This is a genomic window from Streptomyces sp. NPDC093065 (genome assembly GCF_044754585.1).
GTDB lineage: Bacteria > Actinomycetota > Actinomycetes > Streptomycetales > Streptomycetaceae > Streptomyces.
The window spans coordinates 225,074-250,811 of sequence record NZ_JBIVPJ010000006.1 but is presented as its reverse complement, the minus strand read 5'-3'; the positions used below and the strand labels follow the sequence as shown (position 1 = coordinate 250,811).

Below are 25,738 nucleotides of genomic sequence, written 5' to 3'. Positions count from 1 at the left end.
CTCCGACGGGATAATTGATTCGGTTCTGTTCGAGTCCTAGGGTGACCCTGATCCGGTAGTCACCGCGTCACCGGCAGTTGAGATCCGCCCCACCGCCAACCGCCGTCGAAGCACCGTGTGTTGAGCCGCCCCCGAAGCCCCACGGAAGGCCACGGTCATGCCGCACCCGCCCGCGTCACCCGCCCAGTCCCCGGCCCGCCTGCCCCGCCAGGCCGTCAGCCGCCGCCGCCTCCTGGAGGGCGGGGCCGCCGTCCTCGGCGCGCTCGCCCTCTCCGCGTCGCCCGTCGCCGCGCAGGCGGCCGGACGGAGAGCGGCGGCCGACGAGCCCCCGGAGTGGAACGACTTCGGCGTTTTCCGGCTCGGCACCCAGCCGCCGCACGCCACGCTCACGCCCTACGCGGACGTCGAGCAGGCCCTCGCCGGCGACCGTGCCCGCTCGCCCTACCGGCTGAGCCTGGACGGCACCTGGAAGTTCGCCTACGCCGACCGCCCCGAGGACCGGGACGCCGACTTCCACCGCACCGACGTGGACGACGGAGACTGGGAGACCATCCCGGTCCCGTCCGTGTGGCAGCTGCACGGCCACGACTTCCCCATCTACCTGAACATCACCTACCCGTACTGGGGCCCCAACGGCCGCGGCGAGGAGCCGCAGCCGCCCGCCGCGCCGACCCGCTACAACCCGGTCGGCCAGTACCGGCGCACCTTCACCGTCCCCCGCGACTGGAAGGGCCGCCGCACCTTCCTCCACTTCGAGGGCGTCAAGTCCGCGCACTACGTGTGGATCAACGGCGAACTGGTCGGCTACGACGAGGACTCCTACACCCCGTCCGAGTACGACGTCACCGACCACCTCAAGCCGGGCACCAACCAGATCGCCGTCGAGGTCTACCGCTACTCCGACGGCGACTGGCTGGAGGACCAGGACATGATCCGGCTGAGCGGCATCTTCCGCTCGGTCCACCTCTACTCCACCCCGGCCGTCCACCTGCGCGACTTCAAGCTGGACACCCCGCTCGACGACACCTACACCGGCGCCGAACTGGCGGTCACCGCGAGTGTGCGGGCGTACGGCGAGGGCGGCACGGGCCGCTACACCGTCGAGACCCAGCTCTACGACGCGCGCGGCCACGCCGTCTGGTCCCGGCCGCTCCAGCAGCCCGTCGACGTCGGCACGGCGGGCGCCGGAGAGGACGTCACCGTACGGGCGGCCAAGGCCGTGTCCAAGCCCCGGCTCTGGTCGGCCGAGCACCCGAACCTCTACACGGCCGTACTGCGCCTGCGGGACCCCGCCGGCAAGGTGACCGAGACCCTGTCCCACCGGGTGGGCTTCCGCGAGTTCGCGCTCAAGGACGGGCTCATGCGGATCAACGGCGAGCCGGTCTCCTTCCGCGGCACCAACCGCCACGAGATGCACCCGGCCCGCGGCACCGCGCTCACCCGCGAGGACATGGTCGCGGACATCAGGATCATCAAGCGGATGAACATGAACAGCGTCCGCACCTCGCACTACCCCAACAACCCGTACTGGCTGGAACTGGCCGACGAGTACGGCCTCTACCTCGTCGACGAGACCAACCTGGAGACCCACGGCATCCGCGACGAGTACCCCGGCGACCACCCCGACTGGACCGCCGCCTGCGTGGCCCGCGCCCAGAACATGGTCCACCGGGACAAGAACCACGCCTCGGTCGTCATCTGGTCGCTGGGCAACGAGGCGGGGGGCGGCTCCACCTTCACCGCCATGCACGACTGGATCCGCTCCTACGACGCCACCCGCGTCATCCAGTACGAGGGCGACGACCGCCCCGGCATCAGCGACATCCGCTCGGCGATGTACGACAGCCCGCGGCGCGTCGAGCAGCGCGCCGAGGACACCTCCGACACCCGGCCCTACGTCATGATCGAGTACGCCCACTCGATGGGGAACTCGACCGGCAACTTCAAGAAGTACTGGGACGTCGTGCGCGCCCACGACGTGCTCCAGGGCGGCTGGATCTGGGACTTCGTGGACCAGTCCCTCTACACGCCCGTCCCCGCCCGCACCCTGCTCACCGAGGCCGGACCCGCCGGGCTGCGCGGTGAGATCCTCGCCACCCGCGGCACCCTCGACCGCAACAAGGGCCTGTCCGGCATCACCGTCTTCGAACGCGACGACAGCCTCGACCTCACCGGTTCGCTGACCCTGGAGGCCTGGGTCACCCCGCACGTGACCGGCTACCACCAGCCGATCCTCGCCAAGGGCGACACCCAGTACGCACTGAAGCAGAACGGCCGGACCCTGGAGTTCTTCATCCACTCCGAGGGGCAGTGGATCACCGCGAACTGGAGCCTGCCCGACGACTGGACCGGCCGCGAGCACCACCTCGCGGGCGTCTTCGACGCGGACGCCGGGACCCTGACCCTCTACGTCGACGGCGTCGAGCGGGCCACCCGCACCACCGACCGGCGCCCCAGCAGCAACACCGCGCCCCTCGCCCTCGCCTCCGACGCCGACAACCAGGTACGGGAGTTCAGCGGCACCGTCCGGCGCGCCCGCGTCTACGCCCGCGCCCTGGGCGCCGCCGAACTGGCCTCCGACGGCCGCGGTCCCGGCGACGACGGCGTGCGGTTCTGGTTCGACGCCGCCACCGTGAAGAGCGAGAAGAAGCGGCCCGGGGACAGGACGTTCCTCGCCTACGGCGGCGACTGGGGCGACAACCCCAACGACGGCGCCTTCGTCGCCGACGGCATCGTCACCGCCGACCGCGGTCACACCGGCAAGGCCGCCGAGGTCAAGCGCGTCTACCAGGCCGTCAACGCCGCCCGCGCCCCCGGCGGCGGCCCCGGCGTGGTCACCCTCACCAACGAGTACCTCTTCACCCACCTCCGTGAGTTCGACGGCCACTGGGAACTCGTCGCCGACGGCAAGGCCGTACGGCGCGGGAAGCTGACCCGGGAGCAGCTGGACGTGGCACCGCGCTCGAAGAAGGACATCACCCTCCCCGTACGCCTGCCGCACGACCCGGACCCGGGCACCGAGTACTTCCTCGAACTCTCCTTCACCACCAAGGAGTCCACCCCCTGGGCGAAGGCCGGATTCGAGGTGGCCCGACAGCAGCTCCCGGTGGACAGCGGCGCCCCCGCGCCGGTCCCGGCACGCCTGGAAAGCGTCCCGGCGCTGCGCCACGAGGACCGCGACAAGGAGGTCGCGGTCACCGGCAAGGGCTTCTCGGTCACCGTCGACAAGCGCACCGGCACCATCACCTCCTACGAGGCGAAGGGCACCCGCCTGGTCAACTCCGGGCCCGTGCCCAACTTCTGGCGCGCGCCCACCGACAACGACAAGGGCAACGGCCAGCCCACCCGCAACCAGACCTGGCGCGACGCCGGCGCCCGCCGGAAGGTCACCGGTGTCGCCGTGCGCGCGCTCGGCGACCGCGCCGTCGAGATCAAGGTCACCGGCACGCTGCCCACCTCGGTGGAGTCCACGTACACCACCACGTACACGGTGTTCGGCAACGGCGAGATCAAGGTCGACAACACCCTGCACCCGGGCGCCGCGAACCTGCCGTACCTCCCCGAGGTCGGCACGATGCTCTTCCTGCCGCGCGGCCTGGACCGCGTGCACTGGTACGGGCGCGGCCCCGAGGAGAACCACTGGGACCGCAACGACGGCACGGACGTCGGCCTGTACTCCGGGACCGTCGCCGAGCAGTGGACCCCGTACATCCGCCCGCAGGAGAACGGCAACAAGACCGACGTCCGCTGGATCGCCCTCACCGACCGCCACGGAGTCGGCCTGCTCGCCTCCGGCGAACCCCTGCTGGAGGCCAACGCCTCGTACTTCACGCCGGAGGACCTGTCGGCCGGCGTGCGGCACGACTACCAGCTCACCCCGAGGGACGAGGTCGTCCTGCGCCTGAACCACCGGCAGATGGGCGTCGGCGGCGACAACAGCTGGGGCGCGCAGACCCACGACGAGTTCAAGCTCTTCGCCGACCGGGACTACACCTACACCTACCGGCTGCGCCCGCTCACCGACGTCCGGGACGCGACGCGCGCCTCGCGGCGGCCGACGGCGACCGAATAGCGCCCGACCGGGACCGGGAGCCCGGGGTATCCGGGCTCCCATGGGCGACATTCTGGTCGGGGCGTGCTCGTGGACGGACCGGCAACTCCTCGCGAGCGGCTGGTATCCGCGCGGGCACCGGGACGCCGAGGGACGGCTGCGGCACTACGCGTCGCGGCTGCCCCTCGTCGAAGTGGACGCCGGGTACTACGCGTTGCCCAGCCGCCGCAACAGCGAGCTGTGGGTGGAGCGCACACCGGAGGGCTTCCGCTTCGACGTCAAGGCGTTCTCCCTGCCGACCGGCCACCCCACCCGCGCGGAGGCACTCCCGGCCGACCTACGCGGGACCGGGCACGGGCGGCTCGGGCGCGGGAAGGTGAGCGACGGGCTGCTGGACGAGGTGTGGGGGAGATTCGCCGGGGCGGTCGAGCCGCTGCGCGGGGCCGGGCGGCTCGGCGCCGTGCTGTTCCAGTTCCCGCCGTGGTTCGCGCCCGGCTCCTGGGCGGAGGCGTCCCTCGAAGCGTGCGTCCGGCGGGCGCGGGGCCGGCCGCTCGCGGTGGAGTTCCGGCATCCGGGCTGGTGGGAGACGAAGCAGGCGGAGACCACCCACGCCCTGCTTTCCGCCCTGAAAGCCTCGGCCGTCGGCACCGACACGGCGCAGGGCCTGCCCGGCTCCCTGCCGCCCGTCGTGCCGGTCACCCGGCCCGCCCTCTCGGTCGTCCGCTTCCACGGACGCAGTCCGGAGTGGGGGAGGGGCACCAAGGAGGACCGCTTCCGGTACGACTACGACGTGAGCGAACTGGCCGCCCGGGTGCCCGGCCTGCGACGCGCGGCCCGGCTGTCGGACGAGTTGCACGTCCTGTTCAACAACTGCTGTGCGGACGCCGCGGTACGCGCGGCAGAGACCATGCGGCGGCTGCTCACCGCGCCGCGTCGCTGAGCCCCGGCCGCCGACGGGGCCCGACCGTGCCGGTCGATCCGCGGGAGCCCAGGAAGCGTGACGTCCAGGTCGGATTCCCGCCAGCCCATTGCCAGGGCGGCGGGCCATCCTGGACCCATGCAGACGGGAATGCACACCGACACCGAGCGCTGCGTGCGCGCCGTGCGGTCGAAGGACGCACGCTTCGACGGGTGGTTCTTCACGGCCGTCCTGACGACCGGCATCTACTGCCGGCCCAGCTGCCCGGTGGTCCCGCCCAAGCCCGGCAACATGACCTTCTACCCGAGCGCTGCGGCCTGCCAGCAGGCCGGATTCCGGGCGTGCAAGCGCTGCCGCCCGGACACCAGCCCCGGCTCACCCGAGTGGAACCTGCGCGCCGACCTCACGGCCCGCGCCATGCGTCTGATCGCCGACGGCGTCGTCGACCGCGAGGGCGTGCCCGGCCTCGCCGCCCGCCTCGGCTACAGCACCCGGCAGGTCGAACGCCAGCTCCTGGCCGAACTGGGCGCCGGTCCCCTCGCCCTCGCCCGCGCACAGCGCGCCCAGACCGCCCGGCTGCTGATCGAGACCACCGCGCTGCCCATGGCGGACATCGCCTTCGCGGCCGGGTTCGCCTCCATCCGCAGCTTCAACGACACGGTCCGCGAGGTCTACGCGCTCCCCCCGAGCGAACTGCGCACCCGCGCACCCCGAAACCGCCTCACCCACACCGCCCCCGGCACCCTGTCGCTGCGCCTCCCCTTCCGCACCCCGCTCAACCCCGACAACCTCTTCGGCCATCTCGCCGCCACCGCCGTTCCCGGCGTGGAGGAGTGGCGGGACGGCGCGTACCGGCGCACGCTGCGCCTCCCGTACGGCCACGGCATCGTGGCCCTCACCCCCGACCCCGACCACATCGCCTGCCGCCTCACCCTCGGCGACCCGCGCGACCTGACCGTCGCCATCAGCCGCTGCCGGCGCCTGCTCGACCTGGACGCCGACCCCGTGGCGATCGACGACCAGCTGCGCGCCGACCCGCTGCTCGCGCCCCTCGTCGACAAGGCCCCCGGCCGACGGGTGCCCCGCACGGTGGACGAGGCCGAGTTCGCCGTACGGGCCGTGCTCGGCCAGCAGGTCTCCACCGCCGCCGCCCGCACCCACGCCGCCCGCCTGGTCACCGCGCACGGCGATCCCGTGGACGACCCCGAGGGCGGCCTGACGCACCTCTTCCCGTCCACCGAGGCGCTGGCGGCGGTGGCCCCGGAGACCCTGGCGATGCCCAGGACCCGCCGGACCACCTTCACCACCCTGGTCGCCCACCTGGCCGACGGCTCGGTCAACCTGGGCGTCGAGTCCGACTGGGCCGAGACCCGCGCCCGGCTCCTGGCCCTCCCCGGCTTCGGCCCCTGGACCGCCGACGTCGTCGCCATGCGCGCCCTCGGCGACCCCGACGCCTTCCTCCCCACCGACCTCGGCATCCGCCGCGCCGCCGGTGAACTGGGCCTGCCCTCCACCCCGGCCGCGCTCACCGCACGCGCGTCGGCCTGGCGGCCCTGGCGGGCGTACGCCGTCCAGTACCTGTGGGCGACCGACGACCACCCGATCAACTTCCTGCCCGTATGAGTCCCTCTCCCGTACGAACCCCTTCTGAGGAACAGCCGTGAAACAGCACACCGTGATCGACAGCCCCTACGGCGCGCTCACCCTCGTCGCCGAGGACGGCGCCCTGTGCGGCCTCTACATGACCGACCAGCGCCACCGCCCGCCGGAGGAGACCTTCGGGTCCCGCGACGAACGCCCCTTCGCCGAGGCCGAGGAACAACTGGAGGCCTACTTCACCGGCGAACTGAAGGACTTCACCCTCGACCTGCACCTGAACGGCACCCCGTTCCAGCGCACGGTCTGGGACCGGCTCCAGAGGATCCCCTACGGCGAGACCCGCACCTACGGCGAACTCGCCGCCGCCCTCGGCAACCCGGCCGCCTCCCGCGCCGTGGGCCTCGCCAACGGCCGCAACCCGGTGGGCATCGTCGTCCCCTGCCATCGCGTCATCGGCGCGAGCGGCGGCCTCACCGGCTACGGCGGCGGCCTGGAGCGCAAGCAGCGACTGCTGGACTTCGAACGCGGGGCGGCGGGACCGCAGTCGTTGTTCTGACCGTTCCAGCCGCGCGAAAACGCGTTGCCCGCGCGCCGCGGGGCCCGTTACGCTCGCCGGACTTCGAAGACCACGCTCCCCCGAACGATGCCGCAGATGGGGAGCAGGCCCGCGCACAGCAGCCCGGAGCCACGGAGGGGCGGCGCCACTGTTTCGGCATGCCCTCCGGAGGACCGCTCCCATGCAGCACACGCATCCCACGCTTCCCCCGCACATCGGCCTCGGCCTTCCCGTCGACGACCCCGCCCTGCTGCTCGGCTGGGCACGGCGAGCCGACGCGCTCCCCTTCAGCACACTCGGCCTGCTCGACCGGCTCGTCTACGACAACCCCGAACCCCTGATCACCCTCGCGACCCTCGCGGGCGCCACCTCCCGCATCCGCCTGCAGACCGAGGTGCTGATCGCGCCCGTCCACAACACCGCGCTGCTCGCCAAGCAGACCGCGACCCTCGACCGCCTGTCCGGCGGGCGCTTCACGCTCGGCATCGGAGTCGGCGGGCGGGCCGACGACTGCCTCGCCGCCGGCATCGACCTCCACCGCCGCGGCCGCCGCCTCGACGAGCAGATGACCCTCCTGCGCCGGACCTGGCAGGGCGAGCCCTACGCCCGGGACGTCGGCCCCATCGGCCCCCGCCCCGCGACACCCGGCGGGCCGAAGGTGCTGTTCGGCGGCTTCGCCCCGGCCGCCCTCGAACGGGTCGGCCGCTTCGGCGACGGGTTCCTCGGCGCTGCCCTGCCCGCCGCGCACATGAGCGGCCTGTTCCGCCGGGCCGAGGCGGTCTGGGAGAAGTACGACCGCCCCGGGCGACCGCGCCTGGTCGCCCAGGCGAGCGTCGCCCTCGGCCCCGACGGCACGGTGGAACGGGCCCGGCGCAACCTCCGCGACTACTACGCCTTCACCGGGCGCGCCGAGTACATGACGAAGGGCCTGCTCACCACCGCACGGGAGATCCGGGCGGCCGTCGGCGCCTTCCGGGACATCGGCGCCGACGAGGTCGTGCTGTACTGCTGGGCCCCCGACCCGGACCAGGTCGACCGCCTGGCCGACGCCGTGTTCTGACCGCCCCCCCCGGTCCGCTCGGCTCAGCCCAGCCCGCGCAGCAGCTCGGGCAGGGCGGTGCCGATCGGCTCCCGGACCACCTGGTCGGCCAGGTCGTCGTACGGCGTCGGCTCGGCGTTGACGACGATCAGCCGGGCCCCGTGGCCGGCGGCGACGCCGACCAGTCCGGCGGCGGGCTCCACCTGGAGGCTGGTGCCGACGGCGACGAACACCTGGCACGCCTTGCTGATGGCGACCGCCTCGCCCAGCACCACCGGGTCGAGGCGCTCGCCGAACATCACGGTCGCCGGTTTCAGGACGCCGCCGCACTCCAGGCACGGCGGGTCGTCCTCACCGGCGTCGATCCGTGCGAGGGCGTCCACCATCGGCCCCCGGGCCCCGCAGCCGGTGCACACGTGGGCACGCGCGGTGCCGTGCAGCTCCAGGACCTTGCGGTCGGAGAGGCCGGCGAGCTGGTGCAGGCCGTCCACGTTCTGGGTGATCACCCGGACCGGCACCCCGCGCCGCTCCAGCTCGGCCACCGCGCGGTGCGCCGCGTTCGGCTCGGCGCGCAGCGCGGCGGTCTCGCGCCGCATCCGCCAGGAGCGCCGTCTGATCTCGGGATCGCCCATGTAGTACTCGTACGTGACGAGCTTCTCGGCGTCCGGGTCGCGCCGCCACAGTCCGTTCGGACCGCGGTAGTCGGGGATGCCGGAGTCGGTCGAGACGCCGGCGCCGCTGAGGACGGCGACGAGGGGCTTGCCGGTCATGCGGTCGAGGGTAGGGCGCCGGTGCGCGGTCGGCGAACGGTTATCGGTCGACCCGGACGCCGTCGACCAGCTCGGCCGTGCCCGAGCCGTCCGCGAGCACGTCCAGGGCGGCCAGCACCCGGCCGTGCAGCGCGGGAAGCAGAAGGCCGCCCAGGTCCTCGCGCGACACCAGCCGCCACGACAGCAGCTCCTCCTCCTGCAGCCGGATCGCCTTGAGGTCGTCCTCGGACAGGATCCCGCCGTCGTACAGGTACGCCACGATCGGCGGCCTGCCCGGACCCCGCACCCAGTCCACCGCGAGCAGGCGCCCGATCCGCACGTCGAGCCCGATCTCCTCCAGGGTCTCCCGCCATGCGCCCTGCCGCGGGGTCTCCCCGTCCCCGGACTCGATCGTCCCGCCGGGCAGCGCCCACCCCTCGCGGTAGTTCGGTTCCACGAGCAGCACCCGCCCCCCGGCGTCCCTGAAGACCGCGGCGGCGCCGGCCAGGGCGCGGGGCAGACCGGCGATGTAGGTGGCGTAGTCAGCAGTGGTCATCTACGAAGCGTAACGAGCCCGCCCCTGGCCCCGGGGCGGCCGGCGCCGACCCGGGCCAGGGAGGGGCGCACGGGTGGTTCCACGGTGTGGGCAGGGCATGACGGCGCGGGTGTCCTCCGGTTAGGGTCGCAGCGGCGCGACTGCCTTGACGTGCGCAAGGCTCGGAGAGCAAGGGGAGATCAAGGTGGCTGACGCTGCTGTGGACGGGGCCCGCCGGGTCCTCGTCGCCGCGGACAAGTTCAAGGGCTCGCTGACGGCCGTCGAGGTCGCCGAGCGCGTCACGGCCGGACTGCGCCGCGTCGTGCCGGACGTCCGGGTCGAGGCGCTGCCCGTCGCCGACGGCGGCGACGGCACGGTGGCCGCCGCGGTCGCGGCCGGTTTCGAACGCCGGGAGGTGCGGGTCGCCGGACCCCTCGGCGACGAGGTGACGGCGGCGTACGCGCTGCGCGGGGAGACCGCGGTGGTGGAGATGGCCGAGGCCAGTGGCCTCCAGCGGCTCCCGGAAGGCGTCCTCGCGCCGTTGACGTCGTCCACGTACGGCTCGGGCGAGCTGCTGCGGGCCGCGCTGGACGCGGGGGCCCGGACCATCGTGTTCGGGGTCGGCGGCAGCGCCACCACGGACGGCGGCGCCGGGATGCTGGCCGCGCTGGGCGCGCGGTTCCTCGACGCGCACGGGGAGCCCGTCGCGCCGGGCGGGGGCGGCCTCGCCCACCTGGCCACGGCCGACCTGTCCGGTCTCGACCCGCGGCTGTCCGACGTCGAGCTGGTACTCGCCAGTGACGTCGACAACCCGCTGACGGGACCGAAGGGCGCCCCGGCGGTCTACGGCCCGCAGAAGGGTGCCTCGCCGGACGACGTGACGGCGCTGGACGCCGCGCTCGCGCACTTCGCGAAGGTGCTGGAGGGCACGGAGGGCGTGGGCGCGCGAGCCGCCGACCACGCCGCGTCCCCGGGGGCGGGTGCGGCGGGCGGCATCGGCTTCGGCGCGATGCTGCTGGGCGCGCGGTTCCGGCCCGGCATCGCGGTGATGCTGGACGTACTGGGCTTCAAGCCGGCGCTGGACCGGGCGGACCTGGTGATCACCGGGGAGGGCTCGCTGGACGAGCAGACCCTGCACGGGAAGGCACCGGCGGGTGTCGCCGCGGCGGCACGGGCGGCGGGCAAGGAGGTCGTCGCGGTGTGCGGACGCCTTGCGCTGCCGGCGGAGGTTTTGGGGCGGGCCGGGATCCGGCGGGCGTATCCGCTGACGGATGTCGAGCCGGACGTCGCGAAGTGCATCGCGGACGCGGGGCCGATCCTGGAGCGGGTGGCGGAGTCCATCGCCGGGGACTTCCTGGCCTAGGGGGATCTCGCCCCCGCCGCCCCTTCCCATTCCCGACCCTGGGGGCTGTCGCCCCCAGGCCCCCGCTTACGGCCCTGAACGGGCCTCGTCCTCGAACGCCGGACGGGCTGGAAGGCCCACCCCTCTCCCCACCGAGTCGGGCGGTGGGTGGGCATAGGCCCGGGGGTCTGGGGGCGGAGCCCTCAGGGACACCGACGCCGGGCGCGCGCAAACGGAAGGGCCCCGAACCCAACCCGGGTCCGGGGCCCTACCGACGTTCACACGTCACGGAAGCTGCGCAGCCCGCGCCTCCCGCCGATTGTCACGGAAATTGTTCACCCTGCGAGCGGTGGCGAACAGGGGGATCACCGCCCCCATCACCAGCTGCAGCGCACACCCCGTCTGCAGCAGCAGCTGCCCGCTCGGCGCGTCGAAGGCCCAGCCGGCCAGCAGCCCCATCGACAGGACGATCCACGACAGCATCGCCACGGCGAGGCGCCCCCGCGGCTTCGGGTACTCGACCCGGCTCACCATCAGCCAGGCCGTACCGATGATCGCAAGGAGCGTCGCCACGAACGGCAGCTCGAGCAGCACGATCGACACCACGGTCAGCGCCCCGAACGGCGACGGCATGCCCTGGAACGTGCCGTCCTTGACGGTGACGCACGAGAACCGCGCGAGCCGCAGCACCACCGCCAGCAGCACCACGATCGCCCCCACCGCCGCCACGCGCTGGTAGGCGTCGTCCGCGACCATGCCGTAGACGAGGACGAAGTACGCCGGAGCCAGGCCGAAGCTGATCAGGTCGGAGAGGTTGTCCAGCTCCGCGCCCATCGGCGAGGAACGCAGCTTGCGGGCGACCAGACCGTCGAACAGGTCGAAGATCGCCGCGCACAGCATCAGGATGACCGCGGTGGCCGCGCTGTGCCGGGCCATGCCCGACTCGTCGCTGCCCATGAGGTGCGGGATCAGGATCCCGGTGGTGGTGAAGTACACCGCCATGAAGCCGCACGTCGCGTTGCCGAGCGTGAGTGTGTCCGCTATCGACAGGCGGAGCGAGAGCGGCATCTCCTCCTCGTCGTCCACCTCGTCGGCCTCCGGCACCCATCCGGCCTGGGTCTGTGGATCAATCACGGTCAATTCGAGTCACCCCAGCCACCGTCTTCTGGCCCACCTCGACATCCACCTCTACGCCCTCCGGCAGGTACAGGTCGACGCGGGAGCCGAAGCGGATCAGACCGACCCGCTCGCCCTGCTCGACCTTGGTGCCCTGCGGCACGTACGGGACGATGCGGCGGGCGACCGCGCCGGCGATCTGGATCATCTCGATGTCGCCGAGCTCGGTGTCGAAGTGCCACACGACGCGCTCGTTGTTCTCGCTCTCCTTGTTGAAAGCGGGAACGAAGCCGCCCGGCACGTGCTCGACCGACGTCACCGTGCCCGACAGCGGGGCGCGGTTGACGTGGACGTTGAGCGGGCTCATGAAGATCGCGACGCGGGTGCGGCCGTCCTTCCACGGCATGATGCTCTGCACCACACCGTCGGCGGGCGAGACGACCCTGCCCTGGGTGATCTCGCGCTCGGGGTCGCGGAAGAACCACAGCATCCCCGCCGCGAGCGCGGTGGCGGGGACGGCGACGGCCTTGGCGGCGCCGGAACGGCGGGCCCGCAGGAGACTGACGGCTGCGGTGGCGACGGTCGGCAGAAGCCACGGCGATGCTCCGCGCGCGAGGCGTACGCCGGTGAGGCTGTCGCGAGGTGCAGAGGTTTGGCTGTGGGGCATGGATGACCTTCGTAGCGGATGATGCCGCGCTCTGACGGGGGACGGCGGCTTTCCGGCGATCGTAGCGGCTTCCTGCCGCAACTGGGTAAGCCAGGAAGCCGAGTCGGCGGCCGAACACTGCCTACGGGGTGTGACCTTCTTCTCCAAGAAAACACCCCGTATCCGGACATCTAACCCTGGAATCGATACTCTTCGAGCAGTCGGCGGCCGATGATCATTTTCTGGATCTCGGCGGTACCCTCCCCGATGAGCAGCATCGGCGCCTCGCGGTAGAGGCGCTCGATCTCGTACTCCTTGGAGAAGCCGTACCCGCCGTGGATACGGAAGGCGTCCTCCACGACCTCCTTGCAGTACTCGGAGGCGAGGTACTTGGCCATCCCCGCTTCCAGGTCGTTTCGTTCGCCCGAGTCCTTTTTGCGTGCAGCGTTCACCATCATCGCATGCGCCGCCTCCACCTTGGTAGCCATCTCCGCGAGCTTGAACTGGATGGCCTGGTGCCGGGCGATCTGCTTGCCGAAAGTGTGACGCTGCTGGGCGTACTGGACACCGAGTTCGAAGGCACGCTGAGCGACGCCGCAACCACGGGCCGCCACATTGACGCGGCCCACCTCGACGCCGTCCATCATTTGGTAAAAACCTCGGCCGGTGACACCGCCGAGGACCCGATTGGCCGGAATGCGCAGGCCGTCCATGATCAGCTCGGTGGTGTCGACACCCTTGTAGCCCATCTTGTCGATCTTGCCGGGGATGGTCAGGCCCGGGCGGACCTCGCCGAAGCCGGGCTCCTTCTCCACCAGGAAGGTCGTCATCGACTTGTGGGGGGCGGTGCCCTCCGGGTGACCCTCGTCACTCTTCACCAGGACGGCCACGAGCGAGGACGTACCGCCGTTGGTCAGCCACATCTTCTGGCCGTTCAGGACGTACTCCTCGCCGTCCTTCACCGCCTTCGAGGTGATCGCCGACACGTCCGAGCCCAGCGCCGGCTCGGACATCGAGAAGGCACCCCTGATGTCGCCCGCGGCCATGCGCGGCAGGAAGTGGTCCTTCTGCTCCTGCGTGCCGTGCTGCTTGAGCATGTACGCCACGATGAAGTGCGTGTTGACGATGCCGGACACCGACATCCAGCCGCGGGCGATCTCCTCCACGCACAGCGCGTAGGTCAGGAGCGACTCGCCCAGGCCCCCGTACTCCTCGGGAATCATCAGCCCGAACAGGCCGAGTTCCTTGAGCCCGTCCACGATGTCCTGCGGGTACTCGTCCCGGTGCTCCAGTTCGGTGGCGACCGGGATGATCTCCTTGTCCACGAAGTCCCGGACGGTGGAGAGGATCTCCCGCTGGACGCCGGTGAGACCGTGGGTCTGGGCGAGACGGCTCATCTTCTACTTCCCCTGTTCCTTCAGCTCGGGGCGGCCCGGCTGCTCGCCGCCGCGCTCCTTGGTGTACGTCTCGGTCGGCACCATCACCTTGCGGCGGAAGACGCAGACCAGCGTGCCGTCCTGCTTGTAGCCCCTGGTCTCCACGTGCACGATCCCGCGGTCGTTCTTCGACTTGGACGGCCACTTGTCGAGCACGGTCGTCTGGCCGTACACCGTGTCGCCGTGAAAGGTCGGCGCCACGTGCTTGAGCGACTCGATCTCCAGGTTGGCGATCGCCTTGCCGGAGACGTCCGGGACGGACATGCCGAGCAGCAGCGAGTAGACGTAGTTGCCCACCACCACGTTCTTGCCGAAGTCCGTCGTCTGCTCGGCGTAGTTGGCGTCCAGGTGGAGCGGGTGGTGGTTCATGGTGAGGAGACAGAACAGGTGGTCGTCGTACTCCGTGACCGTCTTCCCCGGCCAGTGCTTGTACGTCGCCCCGACCTCGAACTCCTCGTAGGTGCGTCCGAACTGCATGGCGCTCAGCCCTCCGGGATCTCGAACTTCGACGTGCGCCGCATGCCGGCCGCCCGGCCCTTCCCGGAGACGACCAGCGCCATCTTGCGGCTGGCCTCGTCGATCATCTCGTCGCCGAGCATCGCCGAGCCCTTCTTGCCGCCCGCCTCGGACGTGTAGTAGTCGTACGCGTCCAGGATCAGCTCGGCGTGGTCGTAGTCCTCCTGGGAGGGCGAGAAGATCTCGTTGGACGCCTCGACCTGGCCCGGGTGCAACACCCACTTGCCGTCGAAGCCGAGGGCGGCGGCGCGCTGCGCGACCTCGCGGTAGCCGTCGACGTTGCGGATCTGGAGGTAGGGGCCGTCGATCGCCTGGAGGTCGTTGGCGCGGGCGGCCATCAGGATCTTCATCAGGATGAAGTGGTAGGCGTCGGCCGGGTAGCCGGGTGGCTGCTCACCCACGACCAGGGACTTCATGTTGATGGACGCCATGAAGTCGGCCGGGCCGAAGATGATGGTCTCCACGCGCGGGCTCGCCTGGGCGATCTCGTTGACGTTGTTCAGGCCCTGCGCGTTCTCGATCTGCGCCTCGATGCCGATCCGGCCGACCTCGAAGCCCATCGTCTTCTCGATCTGGGTGAGGAGGAGGTCGAGGGCGACGACCTGCTGGGCGTCCTGGACCTTCGGGAGCATGATGCAGTCCAGGTTCGGGCCGGCGCCCTCCACCACCGTCACGACGTCGCGGTACGTCCACTCGGTCGTCCAGTCGTTGACGCGCACGACGCGGGTCTTGCCGGTCCAGTCGCCCTCGTTCAGGAACTTGACGATCGTGTGCCGCGCCTCGGGCTTGGCGAGCGGCGCGCAGGCGTCCTCCAGGTCCAGGAAGACCTGGTCCGCCGGGAGTCCCTGGGCCTTCTCCAGGAAGCGGGGGTTGCTTCCCGGGACCGCCAGACAGGAGCGGCGGGGGCGAAGCCGGTTGACGGTCGTCATGCGGGGACCTCCAGGGGGTCGAGCTTGTTCGCGTTCCGGATCTCGTCGACGATCCGGCCGATGATGCCGGTGATGTCGAAGTCCTTCGGGGTGAAGACCGCGGCCACTCCCGCGGCCCGCAGTTCCTCGGCGTCACCGTTCGGGATGATGCCACCGGCGATCACCGGGATGTCTGTGGCACCGGCCACACGGAGCCGTTCGAGCACGTCCGGCACCAGCTGGGCGTGCGAGCCGGACAGGATGGACAGGCCCACCGCGTGCACGTCCTCCGCGAGGGCGGCGTCCACGATCTGCTCCGGGGTGAGCCGGATGCCCTGGTAGACCACCTCGAACCCGGCGTCGCGGGCCCGGACGGCGATCTGCTCGGCGCCGTTGGAGTGGCCGTCCAGGCCCGGCTTGCCGACCAGGAAGCGGAGCTTGCCGACGCCCATCTCCTTGGCCGTCAGCTCCACCCCGCGGCGCACTTCGGACAGGGCCGAGCCCTCCTCCGCGGTGACCGCCACCGGCGCCGAGGACACACCGGTCGGTGCCCGGAACTCGCCGAACACCTCGCGCAGCGCCCCCGCCCACTCGCCGGTCGTGGCGCCGGCGCGGGCGCACTCCAGGGTGGCCTCCATCAGGTTGCCGGTGCCGCGCGCGGCCTCCTTCAGCTTCTCCAGCGCCTTGCAGGGGCGCGGGTGGTTGAAGGGCGGCTGGTAGCGGGTGTCCCGCCAGTTCTCCAGCGAGGCGATGACGCGGGCCTCCACCGCCGGGTCGACCGTCTGGATCGCGGTGTCCAGGTCGGCGGTCAGCGGGTTGGGCTCGGTGCCCTCGAAGGCGTTGACACCGATGATCTTCTCCTGGCCGGACTCGATCCGGGCCCGGCGCTCCGCGTGCGAGGCGACCAGCTGGGACTTGAGGTAGCCGGACTCGACGGCGGCCATGGCGCCGCCCATCTCCTCGATGCGGTCGATCTCCGCGAACGCCGCCTCGACCAGCTCGTCGACCTTCGCCTCGACCACCTTCGAGCCCTCGAAGAGGTCCTCGTACTCCAGCAGGTCGCTCTCGTGCGCCAGCACCTGCTGGATGCGCAGCGACCACTGCTGGTCCCAGGGACGCGGCAGGCCCAGCGCCTCGTTCCAGGCGGGCAACTGCACGGCACGCGCGCGTGCGTCCTTGGAGAGGGTCACCGCCAGCATCTCCAGCACGATCCGCTGGACGTTGTTCTCCGGCTGCGCCTCGGTCAGGCCCAGGGAGTTGACCTGGACGCCGTAGCGGAAGCGGCGGTGCTTGGGGTTCTCGATGCCGTACCGCTCGCGGGTGACGCGGTCCCAGATGCGGCCGAAGGCGCGCATCTTGCACATCTCCTCGACGAAGCGCACGCCCGCGTTCACGAAGAAGGAGATGCGGCCGACCACGTCGCCCATGCGCTCCTGCGGCACCTGGCCGCTGTCGCGCACCGCGTCGAGCACGGCGATCGCGGTGGACATCGCGTACGCGATCTCCTGCACCGGCGTGGCGCCCGCCTCCTGCAGGTGGTAGCTGCAGATGTTGATCGGGTTCCACTTCGGCAGGTGGGAGACCGTGTACGCGATCATGTCGGTCGTCAGGCGCAGCGACGGACCCGGCGGGAAGACGTGCGTCCCCCGGGACAGGTACTCCTTGACGATGTCGTTCTGGGTCGTGCCCTGGAGCTTGGTGATGTCCGCGCCCTGCTCCTCCGCGACGACCTGGTAGAGCGCCAGCAGCCACATGGCCGTGGCGTTGATGGTCATCGAGGTGTTCATCTGCTCCAGGGGGATGTCCTGGAACAGCCGGCGCATGTCACCGAGGTGCGCGACCGGCACGCCGACCCGGCCGACCTCGCCGCGGGCGAGGACGTGGTCGGAGTCGTAGCCGGTCTGGGTCGGCAGGTCGAAGGCGACCGACAGACCCGTCTGGCCCTTGGCGAGGTTGCGCCGGTACAGCTCGTTGGACGCCTCGGCCGTGGAGTGACCGGCGTAGGTGCGCATGAGCCACGGCCGGTCCTTCTGACGCTCAGTCATGTGTGGCCTCCGTCGCCGTCAGATGTTCCGGAAGCGGTTGATGGCGTCGAGGTGCTGGGCACGCTTAGCCTGGTCGCGCACGCCCAGGCCCTCCTCGGGCGCCAGGCAGAGCACGCCGACCTTGCCCTGGTGGAGGTTGCGGTGGACGTCGTACGCCGCCTGGCCGGTGTCCTCCAGCGAGTACACCTTGGAGAGCGTCGGGTGGATCTTGCCCTTGGCGATGAGGCGGTTGGCCTCCCAGGCCTCGCGGTAGTTGGCGAAGTGGGAGCCGATGATGCGCTTCAGGGACATCCACAGGTAGCGGTTGTCGTACTCGTGCATGTAGCCCGAGGTGGAGGCGCAGGTGGTGATGGTGCCGCCCTTGCGGGTGACGAAGACGGAGGCGCCGAAGGTCTCGCGGCCGGGGTGCTCGAAGACGATGTCGATGTCCTCGCCGCCGGTGAGTTCACGGATGCGCTTGCCGAAGCGCTTCCACTCCTTGGGGTCCTGGGTGGTCTCGTCCTTCCAGAACCTGTAGCCCTCGGCGTTGCGGTCGATGATCGCGTCGGCGCCCATCGAGCGGCAGATGTCCGCCTTCTGCTCACTGGAGACGACACAGATCGGGTTGGCGCCGCCGGCCAGGGCGAACTGGGTGGCGTAGGAGCCGAGTCCGCCGCTGGCGCCCCAGATGAGGACGTTGTCGCCCTGCTTCATCCCGGCGCCGTTGCGCGAGACGAGCTGGCGGTAGGCGGTGGAGTTGACCAGGCCGGGGGCGGCGGCCTCCTCCCAGCTGAGGTGGTCCGGCTTCGGCATCAGCTGGTTGGACTTGACCAGCGCGATCTCGGCGAGGCCGCCGAAGTTGGTCTCGAAGCCCCAGATGCGCTGCTCGGGGTCGAGCATCGTGTCGTTGTGGCCGTCGGACGACTCCAGCTCCACGGAGAGGCAGTGCGCGACGACCTCGTCGCCCGCCTGCCAGGCGTTGACGCCCGGACCGGTGCGCAGGACGACGCCGGCCAGGTCGGAGCCGATGATGTGGTAGGGCAGGTCGTGTCGCTTGGTGAGCTCGCTGACCCGGCCGTAGCGCTCCAGGAACCCGAAGGTGGACAGCGGCTCGAAGATCGAGGTCCACACCGAGTTGTAGTTGACCGAGGAGGCCATGACGGCCACCAGGGCCTCGCCCGGGCCCAGCTCGGGCAGCGGCACCTCGTCCAGGTGGGTCGACTTGCGGGGGTCCTTGTCGCGGGTCTCGAGGCCCGCGAACATCTCGGTCTCGTCCTTGTGCACGGTGATCGCGCGGTACGACTCGGGCAGCGGGAGAGCGGCGATGTCGGCCTTCGTGGAGTCGGGCGACTGGATCGCGTCCAGGATGTCCTTCACGGTCACGGTGTTGCCTCCGGCGGTGAGCGCCCTGAGGGAGGGGCGCTGAGGGTTACGTCGGTGCTGCTGAGGTGAGGGTGTGTGCCTGTGACGCAGGCGTTCGGGCGCGCAGGGGGTGAGGTGCGGGGACAGCCCGGACACCTTCAACGTATGACACCGCGTGTCACCCCGCAAGGCACTGAGTGCCAGAAACTGTTCTCAGATGAAATCTTTACGCGACAGATGAGCGATGATCGATCGAATCATCTCCCGCCGAGGGCGGAAAACGGGCATCGACATGCAAAAACGGCCACCCGGTGGGTGGCCGTCGTCACAGTGCGGAAGGGGCGGTCAGCGCTCCTTGAGCGCCTGCTCGATGGTGCGCATGACCTCGTGCAGCGGCGCGTCGGTGCGCGCCACGGTGACCAGCACCTCGCCCTGCACGGAGGCCGAGGAGGCCGCCGGCCGCGCGGAGGCGGAGGTGCCGCGCCCCGCCCCGATGCCGGTGCCGAAGGTCTTGCGCACGATCGCGAAGGCGTGGTCCAGCTCGGTCTCCACGTCGCCCTGCCCGTCGGCCCGCAGCCAGCGCCGCAGCACGTGGTTGTGCGCGGTGACCACGGCGGACGCGGCGACCTCCGCGAGCAGCGGGTCGTCGCCCGCGGCGTCGTCGTGCGCGTGCTCGTCGAAGTGGCCGAGCAGGTAGCGGGTGAACAGACGCTCGTAACGGGCCACCGACGCGATCTCCGCCTCGCGCAGCGTGGGCACCTCGCGCGTCAGCTTGTAGCGGGCGACCGAGATCTCCGGCCGGGCCGCGTACATCTTCATGACTTCCTTGATGCCGCGGCACACCGTGTCGAGCGGATGCTCGTGCGCGGGCGCCGCGTTGAGGACCGCCTCCGCGCGCACCAGGGTGTCGTCGTGGTCCGGGAAGATCGCCTCTTCCTTGGAGCGGAAGTGGCGGAAGAAGGTGCGGCGGGCGACCCCGGCGCGGGCCGCGATCTCGTCGACGGTGGTCGCCTCGTACCCCTTGGTCGCGAACAGCTCCATCGCCGCCGCCGCCAGTTCCCGGCGCATTTTGAGCCGCTGGGCGGCGGCCCGGCTGCCGGCCGTGCTCTCCGGAGCGTCGGACGTGGCTGAGGTACGTGAGGACTTGGCGGGCTGGGACATGACCCGAACGTACTGCATGCGGCCGCAATCATGCGCGTGACCGGGGATTCCCCCGCCCTCGCGGGGCGGGGGAGGGCCGGCCGGACCGAGCAGCCCTCCCCAGCCCTCCTCGGACCCGAACCAGTCGCCCGGCCGCTCAGCGGCGGGCATGCTCGCGGAAGCCGCGGCCCGTCTTGCGGCCGAGGCAGCCCGCGGCCACCAGGTGCTCGAGCAGCGGTGCGGGGGCCAGCCCCGGGTCGCGGAACTCCCGGTGCAGGACCTTCTCGATGGCCAGCGACACGTCCAGGCCGACCACGTCGAGCAGCTCGAAGGGGCCCATCGGGTAGCCGCCGCCGAGCTTCATCGCCGCGTCGATGTCGTCGAGGGTCGCGTAGTGCTCCTGCACCATCTTGACCGCGTTGTTGAGGTACGGGAACAGCAGCGCGTTCACGATGAACCCGGCCCGGTCGCCGCAGTCCACGGCGTGCTTGCGCACCTTGGCGCAGACCTCGTGGACGGTGGCGTGCACGTCGTCGGCGGTCAGCACCGTCCGGACCACCTCGACCAGCTTCATCGCCGGGGCCGGGTTGAAGAAGTGCATGCCGATCACGTCCTGCGGGCGCGAGGTGGCGCGGGCGCAGGCGACGACCGGCAGGGAGGACGTGGTGGTGGCCAGCACCGCGCCGGGCTTGCAGACCTTGTCAAGGGTGCCGAACAGCTGCCGCTTGACCTCCAGGTCCTCGGCGACGGCCTCCACGGCCAGGTCGACGTCGGCGAAGTCGTCGTACGTGCCCGTCGGAGTGATCAGCTCCAGCGTCTGGGCGGCCGCCTCGGCCGTCATCCGCCCCCTGTCGACCGACCGGGCCAGGGACTTGCCGATGCGTGCCTTGGCCGTCTGCGCCTTCTCCGCGCTGCGGGCGGCCAGCACCACCTCGTACCCGGCCTTGGCGAACACCTCCGCGATGCCGGACGCCATGGTTCCCGAACCGGCCACACCGACGGCGCGCACCGGCCGGCCGCCGACCCCGGTGTCCCTCTTGTGCGGGGTCGGCGCGTCCGGCACGACGACCGCGCTGCCGGGCGCCTCGTAGGTGTAGAAGCCCCGGCCCGCCTTGCGCCCCGTCAGGCCCGCCTCGCTGAGCTGCCTGAGGATCGGCGCGGGGGCGTGCAGCCGGTCGTGGGAGGCGGCGTACATGGCCTCCAGGACCGTGCGCGCGGTGTCCACGCCCACCAGGTCGAGCAGGGCCAGCGGCCCCATCGGCAGGCCGCAGCCGAGCCGCATCGCGGCGTCGATGTCCTCGCGGGAGGCGTAGTTCGCCTCGTACATCGCGGCGGCCTGGTTGAGGTAGCCGAACAGCAGGCCGTCCGCGACGAAACCGGGCCGGTCCCCGACCGCCACCGGCTCCTTGCCCAGGTCCAGGGCGAGGTCGGTGACGGCCGTGACGGCGGCGGGAGCGGTCAGCACCGAGGAGACGACCTCCACCAGCCTCATCGCCGGCGCCGGGTTGAAGAAGTGCAGGCCGAGCACCCGCTCCGGGCGGGCCGAGTCCGCGGCGAGGCGCGTGACGGACAGCGCGTTGGTGCCGGTCGCCAGGATCGCCTCCGGGCGCACGATCCCGTCCAGCTCCCGGAAGACCCGCTGCTTGATCTCGTACGACTCCGGGGTCACCTCGATCACCAGGTCGGCGTCGGCGGCCGCCCGCAGGTCGGTGGAGGTGCGGACGCGGCCGAGGGCGGCGGCGCGCTCCCGCTCGGTCAGCCGCCCGCGCTCGACGGCCCGGGCGGTGGAGGACTCCAGCGCGGCGACGGCCTTGACGGCCTGCGCCTCGCTGACGTCGATGCCGACGACGTCGCGGCCGGCCCCGGCCAGGACCTCGGCGATGCCGGTGCCCATGGTGCCGAGGCCGACGACGGCGACGGTCCGGAGCGGGGACAGAGGGGTGTCGGACAGGGGAGTGGCCATCGCGGGACTCCAGGAATGAGGGGTGACGACGGGAGCACGCCCGGGTGCGCCGTCGCGGCGCACCGGGTGCGTGGGAAAGTCAGGAAGGAGTGCGGGTGTCGCCGGGCTCGAAGCGCACACGCCCGGTGCCGTCGCGGAGGGCGCGCACACGCCCGCCCGGCGGCCTGTGACCGGCCCTGTCCCGAGGCCGAGTCCTGATGCGGTACCCGAGGTACCGGACCGACTGCTCTCCCGGTGGTTGCGTCACCAGACCACCGTGAGGAGTTGCTGCGAGTGGATGACCCGCTCGTCTGAGGTTAACTCGCGGGTAACGAGCGCGCCAGCCCTCGGTGTTCGTGATGTACGTCCCACGGATGGGGTGACGCGCCTAACCTCGGTGCCATGGACGAAGAGTTGCGAGTGCTCACTGAGCGCTTACGGGCCGAGTCGGCCGCGTCGGGTGCTCCGGGCGCCCCGGCGCAGTACGACCGTCTCGTGGCGAGCGGGGACCACGACGAGCTGGCCGCGGTGCTCACCGAGCCGGGACACCCGCTGTGGGCCCGGGAGCTGGCCGCCTTCCGGCTGGGGGTCGCGGGGGACCGGCGGGCCTTCGAGTCGCTCGTGCTGCTGCTCAACCACCGCGATCCGCCGCGCTGCGCCTCGGCCGCCCATGCCCTGGCCCGCCTCGGCGACCCGCGCACCGCCCGCGCCGCCGCAGCGCTCGCCACCAACGAGCTGCGGGTCGCCTACGCCCTGCATCCGGTACGGCTGCTGGTCGAGCTGCGAGCCCCCGAAGCCGTGCCCGCGTTGATCACCACACTCCAGCGGAGGCTGCGCCCGCACGACCCGTACCGGCGCGTCGCGCTGGCCTGCGTCGAGGGCCTCGGCACCCTCGGCGACGACCGCGCCGCTCCCGTCCTGAACGACGCACTCGCCCACCCGGCGCTGGCCGAGGCGGCGGTCCGGGCGCTGGCGCGCATCCCGGGGCAGCGCTGACGGGCGCCCGGCCGGTACCGGGGCGGGCGGCGGTGAGGAGCCGTCACCCGCGCCCGGGTGAGGACCGGGGAGCGGCCGGCCGGTGCCGGTGGCCGCCGTGGTGAAGGGCCGCCGACCGGTACGGCGACGGTGAAGGAGCACCGACCGGTGCCGGAGTCGGGACCGAGGAGCCGCCGAAGGGGGCTGGGGACCGTGGCCGTGGCCGAGCGGCCTTCGTCCGGTGCCGCGTCGTGACGGGGCGTCAGCCCACCAGCGACCGGGTGTACCGCACCTCCGGCACCGCGACCCGCTCCACCGTGAAGGGCTCCTCGGTGCCGTCGGGGCGAAAGCCCGCCCGTTCGTAGAAACGCCGGGCGCGGGCGTTGCCCTTGAGCACCCACAGCAGCATGCGCAGGTGCCCGGCACCCTCGCACCGGCGCACCGACTCGCGCAGCAGCGCCTGCCCGACGCCCGTGCCGAACCGTGCGTCGTCGACGTAGAGGGCGTACAACTCGGCGTCCGCGGTGCGCACCTCACCGTCCCGGTAGGGACCGTGGCAGGCCCAGCCGACGACCTCGCCGCCGTCGTCCTCGGCGACCAGGTTGACCACGTCCTCCCGGGACCGGGCGAACAGACCGCGGCGCCGCTCGGCGTCGGCGGCGGGGTCCATGGCGTCGAGGTACCGCTGCGGCATCAGCCCCCGGTACGCGGTCTGCCAGCCCCGGACGCGGATCCGGCCCACGCTGTCGCAGTCGGCGAGGGCCATCTCCCGCACCCGCACCGGCGGGTGGCTCACGCGGACACCACCGCGAACGCCTCGATCTCCATGAGGAACTCCGGCCGCACCAGCGCGCCCACCTGCACCGCCGAGGCGGCCGGCAGCCGGTCGTCCGGTATGTGCTCGGCGCGGGCCGCGCGGATCGCACCCATGTGCGCCATGTCCGTGACGAAGAAGGTCAGCTTCACCACGTCGTCGAAGCTCGCCCCGGCCGAGGCCAGACACCGGCGCAGGTTCTCGAACACCTGGCGGGCCTGGGCCGCGGGATCGCCCTCGCCGACCACCTTGCCGTCCTCGTCCAGGGCGAGCTGCCCCGAGACGGCCACGAACCGCCCGGTGCCGAGGACGACATGGGTGTACTGCGCGGCGGGGGCGACGCCCTCGGGGGCGGTGATCCTGGTCAGCTCGCTCATGGGTCCATCGTGGACCACGGCACCGACAACGCCGCCCCGGGGGTCAGCCGCGGAAGCCGAGTAGCCCGTGCAGGGTGGAACCGCGCGAGGACGTCGAAGCCGCCTTGGACTCCAGCGGCTTCGGGTCCGGCAGCGCCGGGCACACCGCGTCGGCCTCGCCGCCGTCGCCGTGCGGCACGGTGCCGTCGGCCAGGTAGGCGGCCAGGTGCCGGTCCAGGCAGTCGTTCCCGCTCAGCGTGATGCCGTGGTTCCCGCCGCCCTCCTCGACGACGAGGCCGGAGCCGCGCAGCAGTCGGTGCGCGGCGACACCGCCCTCGTAGGGGGTCGCCGCGTCGCCGGTCGCCTGGAACAGCAGCGCCGGGGGCAGCTCGTCGTTGGCGACGTCCACCGGCTGCCGGGACTCCGCGGACCAGAACGCGCACGGGGCGTTGTACCAGGCGTTGTTCCACACCATGAAGGGCGCCTTCCCGTACAGGTCCCAGCTGTCGTCGCGCCACTCGTCCCAGTCGCGCGGCCAGCTCGCGTCGCGGCACTCCACCGCGGTGTAGACGCTGTACCCGTTGTCCCCGGAGGCGTCCAGGGCGCCGAAGTTCTCGTACGCCTCGACCAGCGGGCCGCTGTCCTCGTCGTTGACGTACGCGGCGAAGGCCTCGGCCAGGTAGGGCCAGTAGCCGTTGTAGTACCCGCCGGGCATGTAGGTGTCCTCCAGCTCGGAGGCGCCGACCTTCCCTCCGGCGGGCTTCTCCGCGAGCGCCGCCCGCATGGCGTACCACGCCGTCTCGACCCGCTCCGGGTCGGTGCCCAGCCCGTACGCCGCGTCGTGCCCGGCGATCCAGGCCAGGAACGCCCGGTGGCGGTCGTTGAAGGCGAGGTCCTGCTCGAGGTTGGCGTCGTACCAGACGTCGCCGGGGCCGACGACCGAGTCCAGGACCAGCCGCCGCACCCGGTCCGGGTAGAGCCTGGCATAGACGGCGCCCAGGTAGGTGCCGTACGAGTAGCCGAAGTAGTTGAGCTTCTCCGTGCCGAGCGCCGCCCGGATCGCGTCCACGTCCCGCGCGGCGCTCACGGTGTCGATGTACGGCAGCACGTCCGCGTACTTGTCGCCGCAGGCGTCGGCGAAGGACTTCGCGCGCGTGAGGTTGGCCCGCTCGACGTCCGGCGTGTCCGGCAGCGAGTCGGGGCGCACGGGGTCGAAGTGCCCCGGCAGGCAGTCCAGCGCGGGACTGCTCCTGCCCACCCCGCGCGGGTCGAAGCCGACGACGTCGTACTGGGCGGCCACCTTCGCGGGCAGGGAGGACGCCACGAACCCGGCGAGGGTCAGCCCGCTGCCGCCGGGGCCGCCGGGATTCACCAGCAGGGGGCCCTGGTACGTCCTGGCGGTGTGCGGGACGCGGGACAGTGCCAGCGTGATCTGCCTCCCGTGCGGGCGCGCGTGGTCGAGCGGCACCTTCAGGGACGCGCACTGGAGCGTCGGGTAGTCCTCGGTGGCGCACTTCTTCCAGTGCAGGTCCGTCGCGGGTGCGGCGGTCGCGGGGCGGGCGGGCCGCGGGGCGGTGGCCCCGGCGGGGACGGCCGTGACGGTCCCGGCGGCGATGACGGCGGCGCCGCACAGCACGGCTGCGCGTTGTCTCATGGCGTTCTCCCAGGACTCCCAGGACGGAGAGGCTGCGGTCCGCGCGGTCGCGGTCCTCG

The 25,738-nt window shown here is 71.9% G+C and carries 21 protein-coding genes; 7 read left to right on the top strand and 14 right to left on the bottom strand.

Annotation, left to right across the window (positions count from 1 at the left end; all coding sequences use genetic code 11):
• Positions 1–157: 157 nt before the first annotated feature.
• The 5 genes from ACIQFU_RS13615 (at position 158) to ACIQFU_RS13595 (ending at position 8,185) form a co-directional block, all read left to right on the top strand.
• Complete coding sequence (locus ACIQFU_RS13615) at positions 158–4,072, top strand: glycoside hydrolase family 2 TIM barrel-domain containing protein (protein WP_402551227.1); 3,915 nt, start codon at positions 158–160, stop codon at positions 4,070–4,072.
• A gap of 40 nt (positions 4,073–4,112) precedes the next feature.
• On the top strand, positions 4,113–4,991 hold the full coding sequence (locus ACIQFU_RS13610) for a DUF72 domain-containing protein (RefSeq protein ID WP_402551225.1): 879 nt from the start codon (positions 4,113–4,115) through the stop codon (positions 4,989–4,991).
• A gap of 117 nt (positions 4,992–5,108) precedes the next feature.
• Positions 5,109–6,593 carry an AlkA N-terminal domain-containing protein gene (locus ACIQFU_RS13605; RefSeq protein WP_402551223.1) on the top strand — a complete coding sequence of 495 codons (1,485 nt, stop codon included), beginning with the start codon at positions 5,109–5,111 and terminating at the stop codon, positions 6,591–6,593.
• A 37-nt stretch (positions 6,594–6,630) separates the two neighbouring features.
• Positions 6,631–7,125: a methylated-DNA--[protein]-cysteine S-methyltransferase gene (locus ACIQFU_RS13600; protein WP_402551221.1), complete on the top strand. Its 495-nt coding sequence runs from the start codon at positions 6,631–6,633 to the stop codon at positions 7,123–7,125.
• A gap of 181 nt (positions 7,126–7,306) precedes the next feature.
• Positions 7,307–8,185, top strand: a complete 879-nt coding sequence (locus ACIQFU_RS13595; RefSeq protein WP_402551219.1) for an LLM class flavin-dependent oxidoreductase — start codon at positions 7,307–7,309, stop codon at positions 8,183–8,185.
• Between the two features lie 23 nt (positions 8,186–8,208).
• Here the strand turns inward: ACIQFU_RS13595 and ACIQFU_RS13590 are convergent, their stop codons facing one another.
• The gene (locus ACIQFU_RS13590; RefSeq protein WP_402551217.1) at positions 8,209–8,934 is read right to left on the bottom strand and encodes an SIR2 family NAD-dependent protein deacylase; all 726 of its coding nucleotides are present in this window, start codon (positions 8,932–8,934) and stop codon (positions 8,209–8,211) included.
• 40 nt (positions 8,935–8,974) lie between these two features.
• Positions 8,975–9,469: an NUDIX domain-containing protein gene (locus ACIQFU_RS13585; RefSeq protein ID WP_402551215.1), complete on the bottom strand. Its 495-nt coding sequence runs from the start codon at positions 9,467–9,469 to the stop codon at positions 8,975–8,977.
• A gap of 184 nt (positions 9,470–9,653) precedes the next feature.
• Here ACIQFU_RS13585 and ACIQFU_RS13580 point away from each other — a divergent pair, with 184 nt between their 5' ends.
• The gene (locus tag ACIQFU_RS13580) at positions 9,654–10,811 is read left to right on the top strand and encodes a glycerate kinase (protein ID WP_402551213.1); all 1,158 of its coding nucleotides are present in this window, start codon (positions 9,654–9,656) and stop codon (positions 10,809–10,811) included.
• Between the two features lie 264 nt (positions 10,812–11,075).
• Here the strand turns inward: ACIQFU_RS13580 and pssA are convergent, their stop codons facing one another.
• The 9 genes from pssA to ACIQFU_RS13535 form a co-directional block, all read right to left on the bottom strand.
• Complete coding sequence (pssA, locus tag ACIQFU_RS13575) at positions 11,076–11,894, bottom strand: CDP-diacylglycerol--serine O-phosphatidyltransferase (RefSeq protein WP_031037634.1); 819 nt, start codon at positions 11,892–11,894, stop codon at positions 11,076–11,078.
• 22 nt (positions 11,895–11,916) lie between these two features.
• Positions 11,917–12,573, bottom strand: a complete 657-nt coding sequence (locus ACIQFU_RS13570) for a phosphatidylserine decarboxylase (protein WP_402551212.1) — start codon at positions 12,571–12,573, stop codon at positions 11,917–11,919.
• A gap of 170 nt (positions 12,574–12,743) precedes the next feature.
• Positions 12,744–13,949, bottom strand: coding sequence for an acyl-CoA dehydrogenase family protein (locus ACIQFU_RS13565; RefSeq protein ID WP_402551210.1), 1,206 nt, complete (start codon positions 13,947–13,949; stop codon positions 12,744–12,746).
• Between the two features lie 3 nt (positions 13,950–13,952).
• Positions 13,953–14,465 carry a MaoC family dehydratase gene (locus ACIQFU_RS13560; RefSeq protein ID WP_402551208.1) on the bottom strand — a complete coding sequence of 171 codons (513 nt, stop codon included), beginning with the start codon at positions 14,463–14,465 and terminating at the stop codon, positions 13,953–13,955.
• A gap of 5 nt (positions 14,466–14,470) precedes the next feature.
• A complete protein-coding gene (locus tag ACIQFU_RS13555) occupies positions 14,471–15,433 on the bottom strand; it encodes an HpcH/HpaI aldolase/citrate lyase family protein (protein WP_385356024.1) in 963 nt (320 codons plus the stop codon).
• Positions 15,430–17,457 (bottom strand): protein meaA, encoded by a 2,028-nt coding sequence (locus tag ACIQFU_RS13550; protein WP_402551206.1) that lies wholly within the window; start codon positions 17,455–17,457, stop codon positions 15,430–15,432. The genes ACIQFU_RS13555 and ACIQFU_RS13550 overlap by 4 nt, the downstream gene beginning before the upstream one ends.
• Before the next feature lie 18 nt (positions 17,458–17,475).
• A complete protein-coding gene (gene ccrA / locus ACIQFU_RS13545; protein WP_402551205.1) occupies positions 17,476–18,819 on the bottom strand; it encodes a crotonyl-CoA carboxylase/reductase in 1,344 nt (447 codons plus the stop codon).
• Between the two features lie 324 nt (positions 18,820–19,143).
• Complete coding sequence (locus ACIQFU_RS13540; RefSeq protein WP_402551204.1) at positions 19,144–19,959, bottom strand: TetR family transcriptional regulator; 816 nt, start codon at positions 19,957–19,959, stop codon at positions 19,144–19,146.
• A gap of 136 nt (positions 19,960–20,095) precedes the next feature.
• Entirely contained in the window at positions 20,096–21,901 is a 1,806-nt protein-coding gene (locus ACIQFU_RS13535; RefSeq protein ID WP_402551203.1) for a 3-hydroxyacyl-CoA dehydrogenase family protein, read from the bottom strand.
• A gap of 381 nt (positions 21,902–22,282) precedes the next feature.
• Between ACIQFU_RS13535 and ACIQFU_RS13530 the strand changes: the two genes are divergently transcribed.
• Positions 22,283–22,876, top strand: a complete 594-nt coding sequence (locus ACIQFU_RS13530) for an adenylosuccinate lyase (RefSeq protein WP_402551201.1) — start codon at positions 22,283–22,285, stop codon at positions 22,874–22,876.
• A 241-nt stretch (positions 22,877–23,117) separates the two neighbouring features.
• Here ACIQFU_RS13530 and ACIQFU_RS13525 read toward each other — a convergent pair whose 3' ends face one another.
• From ACIQFU_RS13525 to ACIQFU_RS13515, 3 genes are read right to left on the bottom strand one after another with little or no spacing between them, the layout of a single operon-like run.
• Positions 23,118–23,621, bottom strand: a complete 504-nt coding sequence (locus tag ACIQFU_RS13525) for a GNAT family N-acetyltransferase (RefSeq protein ID WP_402551396.1) — start codon at positions 23,619–23,621, stop codon at positions 23,118–23,120.
• Between the two features lie 26 nt (positions 23,622–23,647).
• A complete protein-coding gene (locus ACIQFU_RS13520) occupies positions 23,648–24,046 on the bottom strand; it encodes a RidA family protein (RefSeq protein ID WP_402551199.1) in 399 nt (132 codons plus the stop codon).
• A 43-nt stretch (positions 24,047–24,089) separates the two neighbouring features.
• Positions 24,090–25,679 carry an alpha/beta hydrolase gene (locus tag ACIQFU_RS13515; protein WP_402551197.1) on the bottom strand — a complete coding sequence of 530 codons (1,590 nt, stop codon included), beginning with the start codon at positions 25,677–25,679 and terminating at the stop codon, positions 24,090–24,092.
• Between the last annotated feature and the right edge of the window lie 59 nt (positions 25,680–25,738).

Bases quoted from the DNA above. Each gene is read 5' to 3' on its own strand.
- ACIQFU_RS13535 (WP_402551203.1), bottom strand. From the start codon at position 21,901: ATGGCCACTCCCCTGTCCGACACCCCTCTGTCCCCGCTCCGGACCGTC.
- ACIQFU_RS13565 (WP_402551210.1), bottom strand. From the start codon at position 13,949: ATGAGCCGTCTCGCCCAGACCCACGGTCTCACCGGCGTCCAGCGGGAG.
- ACIQFU_RS13560 (WP_402551208.1), bottom strand. From the start codon at position 14,465: ATGCAGTTCGGACGCACCTACGAGGAGTTCGAGGTCGGGGCGACGTAC.
- ACIQFU_RS13540 (WP_402551204.1), bottom strand. From the start codon at position 19,959: ATGTCCCAGCCCGCCAAGTCCTCACGTACCTCAGCCACGTCCGACGCT.
- ACIQFU_RS13595 (WP_402551219.1), top strand. From the start codon at position 7,307: ATGCAGCACACGCATCCCACGCTTCCCCCGCACATCGGCCTCGGCCTT.
- ACIQFU_RS13615 (WP_402551227.1), top strand. From the start codon at position 158: ATGCCGCACCCGCCCGCGTCACCCGCCCAGTCCCCGGCCCGCCTGCCC.
- ACIQFU_RS13610 (WP_402551225.1), top strand. From the start codon at position 4,113: ATGGGCGACATTCTGGTCGGGGCGTGCTCGTGGACGGACCGGCAACTC.
- ACIQFU_RS13570 (WP_402551212.1), bottom strand. From the start codon at position 12,573: ATGCCCCACAGCCAAACCTCTGCACCTCGCGACAGCCTCACCGGCGTA.
- ACIQFU_RS13590 (WP_402551217.1), bottom strand. From the start codon at position 8,934: ATGACCGGCAAGCCCCTCGTCGCCGTCCTCAGCGGCGCCGGCGTCTCG.
- ACIQFU_RS13520 (WP_402551199.1), bottom strand. From the start codon at position 24,046: ATGAGCGAGCTGACCAGGATCACCGCCCCCGAGGGCGTCGCCCCCGCC.
- ACIQFU_RS13530 (WP_402551201.1), top strand. From the start codon at position 22,283: ATGGACGAAGAGTTGCGAGTGCTCACTGAGCGCTTACGGGCCGAGTCG.
- ACIQFU_RS13605 (WP_402551223.1), top strand. From the start codon at position 5,109: ATGCAGACGGGAATGCACACCGACACCGAGCGCTGCGTGCGCGCCGTG.
- ACIQFU_RS13585 (WP_402551215.1), bottom strand. From the start codon at position 9,469: ATGACCACTGCTGACTACGCCACCTACATCGCCGGTCTGCCCCGCGCC.
- ACIQFU_RS13525 (WP_402551396.1), bottom strand. From the start codon at position 23,621: ATGGCCCTCGCCGACTGCGACAGCGTGGGCCGGATCCGCGTCCGGGGC.
- ACIQFU_RS13555 (WP_385356024.1), bottom strand. From the start codon at position 15,433: ATGACGACCGTCAACCGGCTTCGCCCCCGCCGCTCCTGTCTGGCGGTC.
- ACIQFU_RS13515 (WP_402551197.1), bottom strand. From the start codon at position 25,679: ATGAGACAACGCGCAGCCGTGCTGTGCGGCGCCGCCGTCATCGCCGCC.
- ACIQFU_RS13550 (WP_402551206.1), bottom strand. From the start codon at position 17,457: ATGACTGAGCGTCAGAAGGACCGGCCGTGGCTCATGCGCACCTACGCC.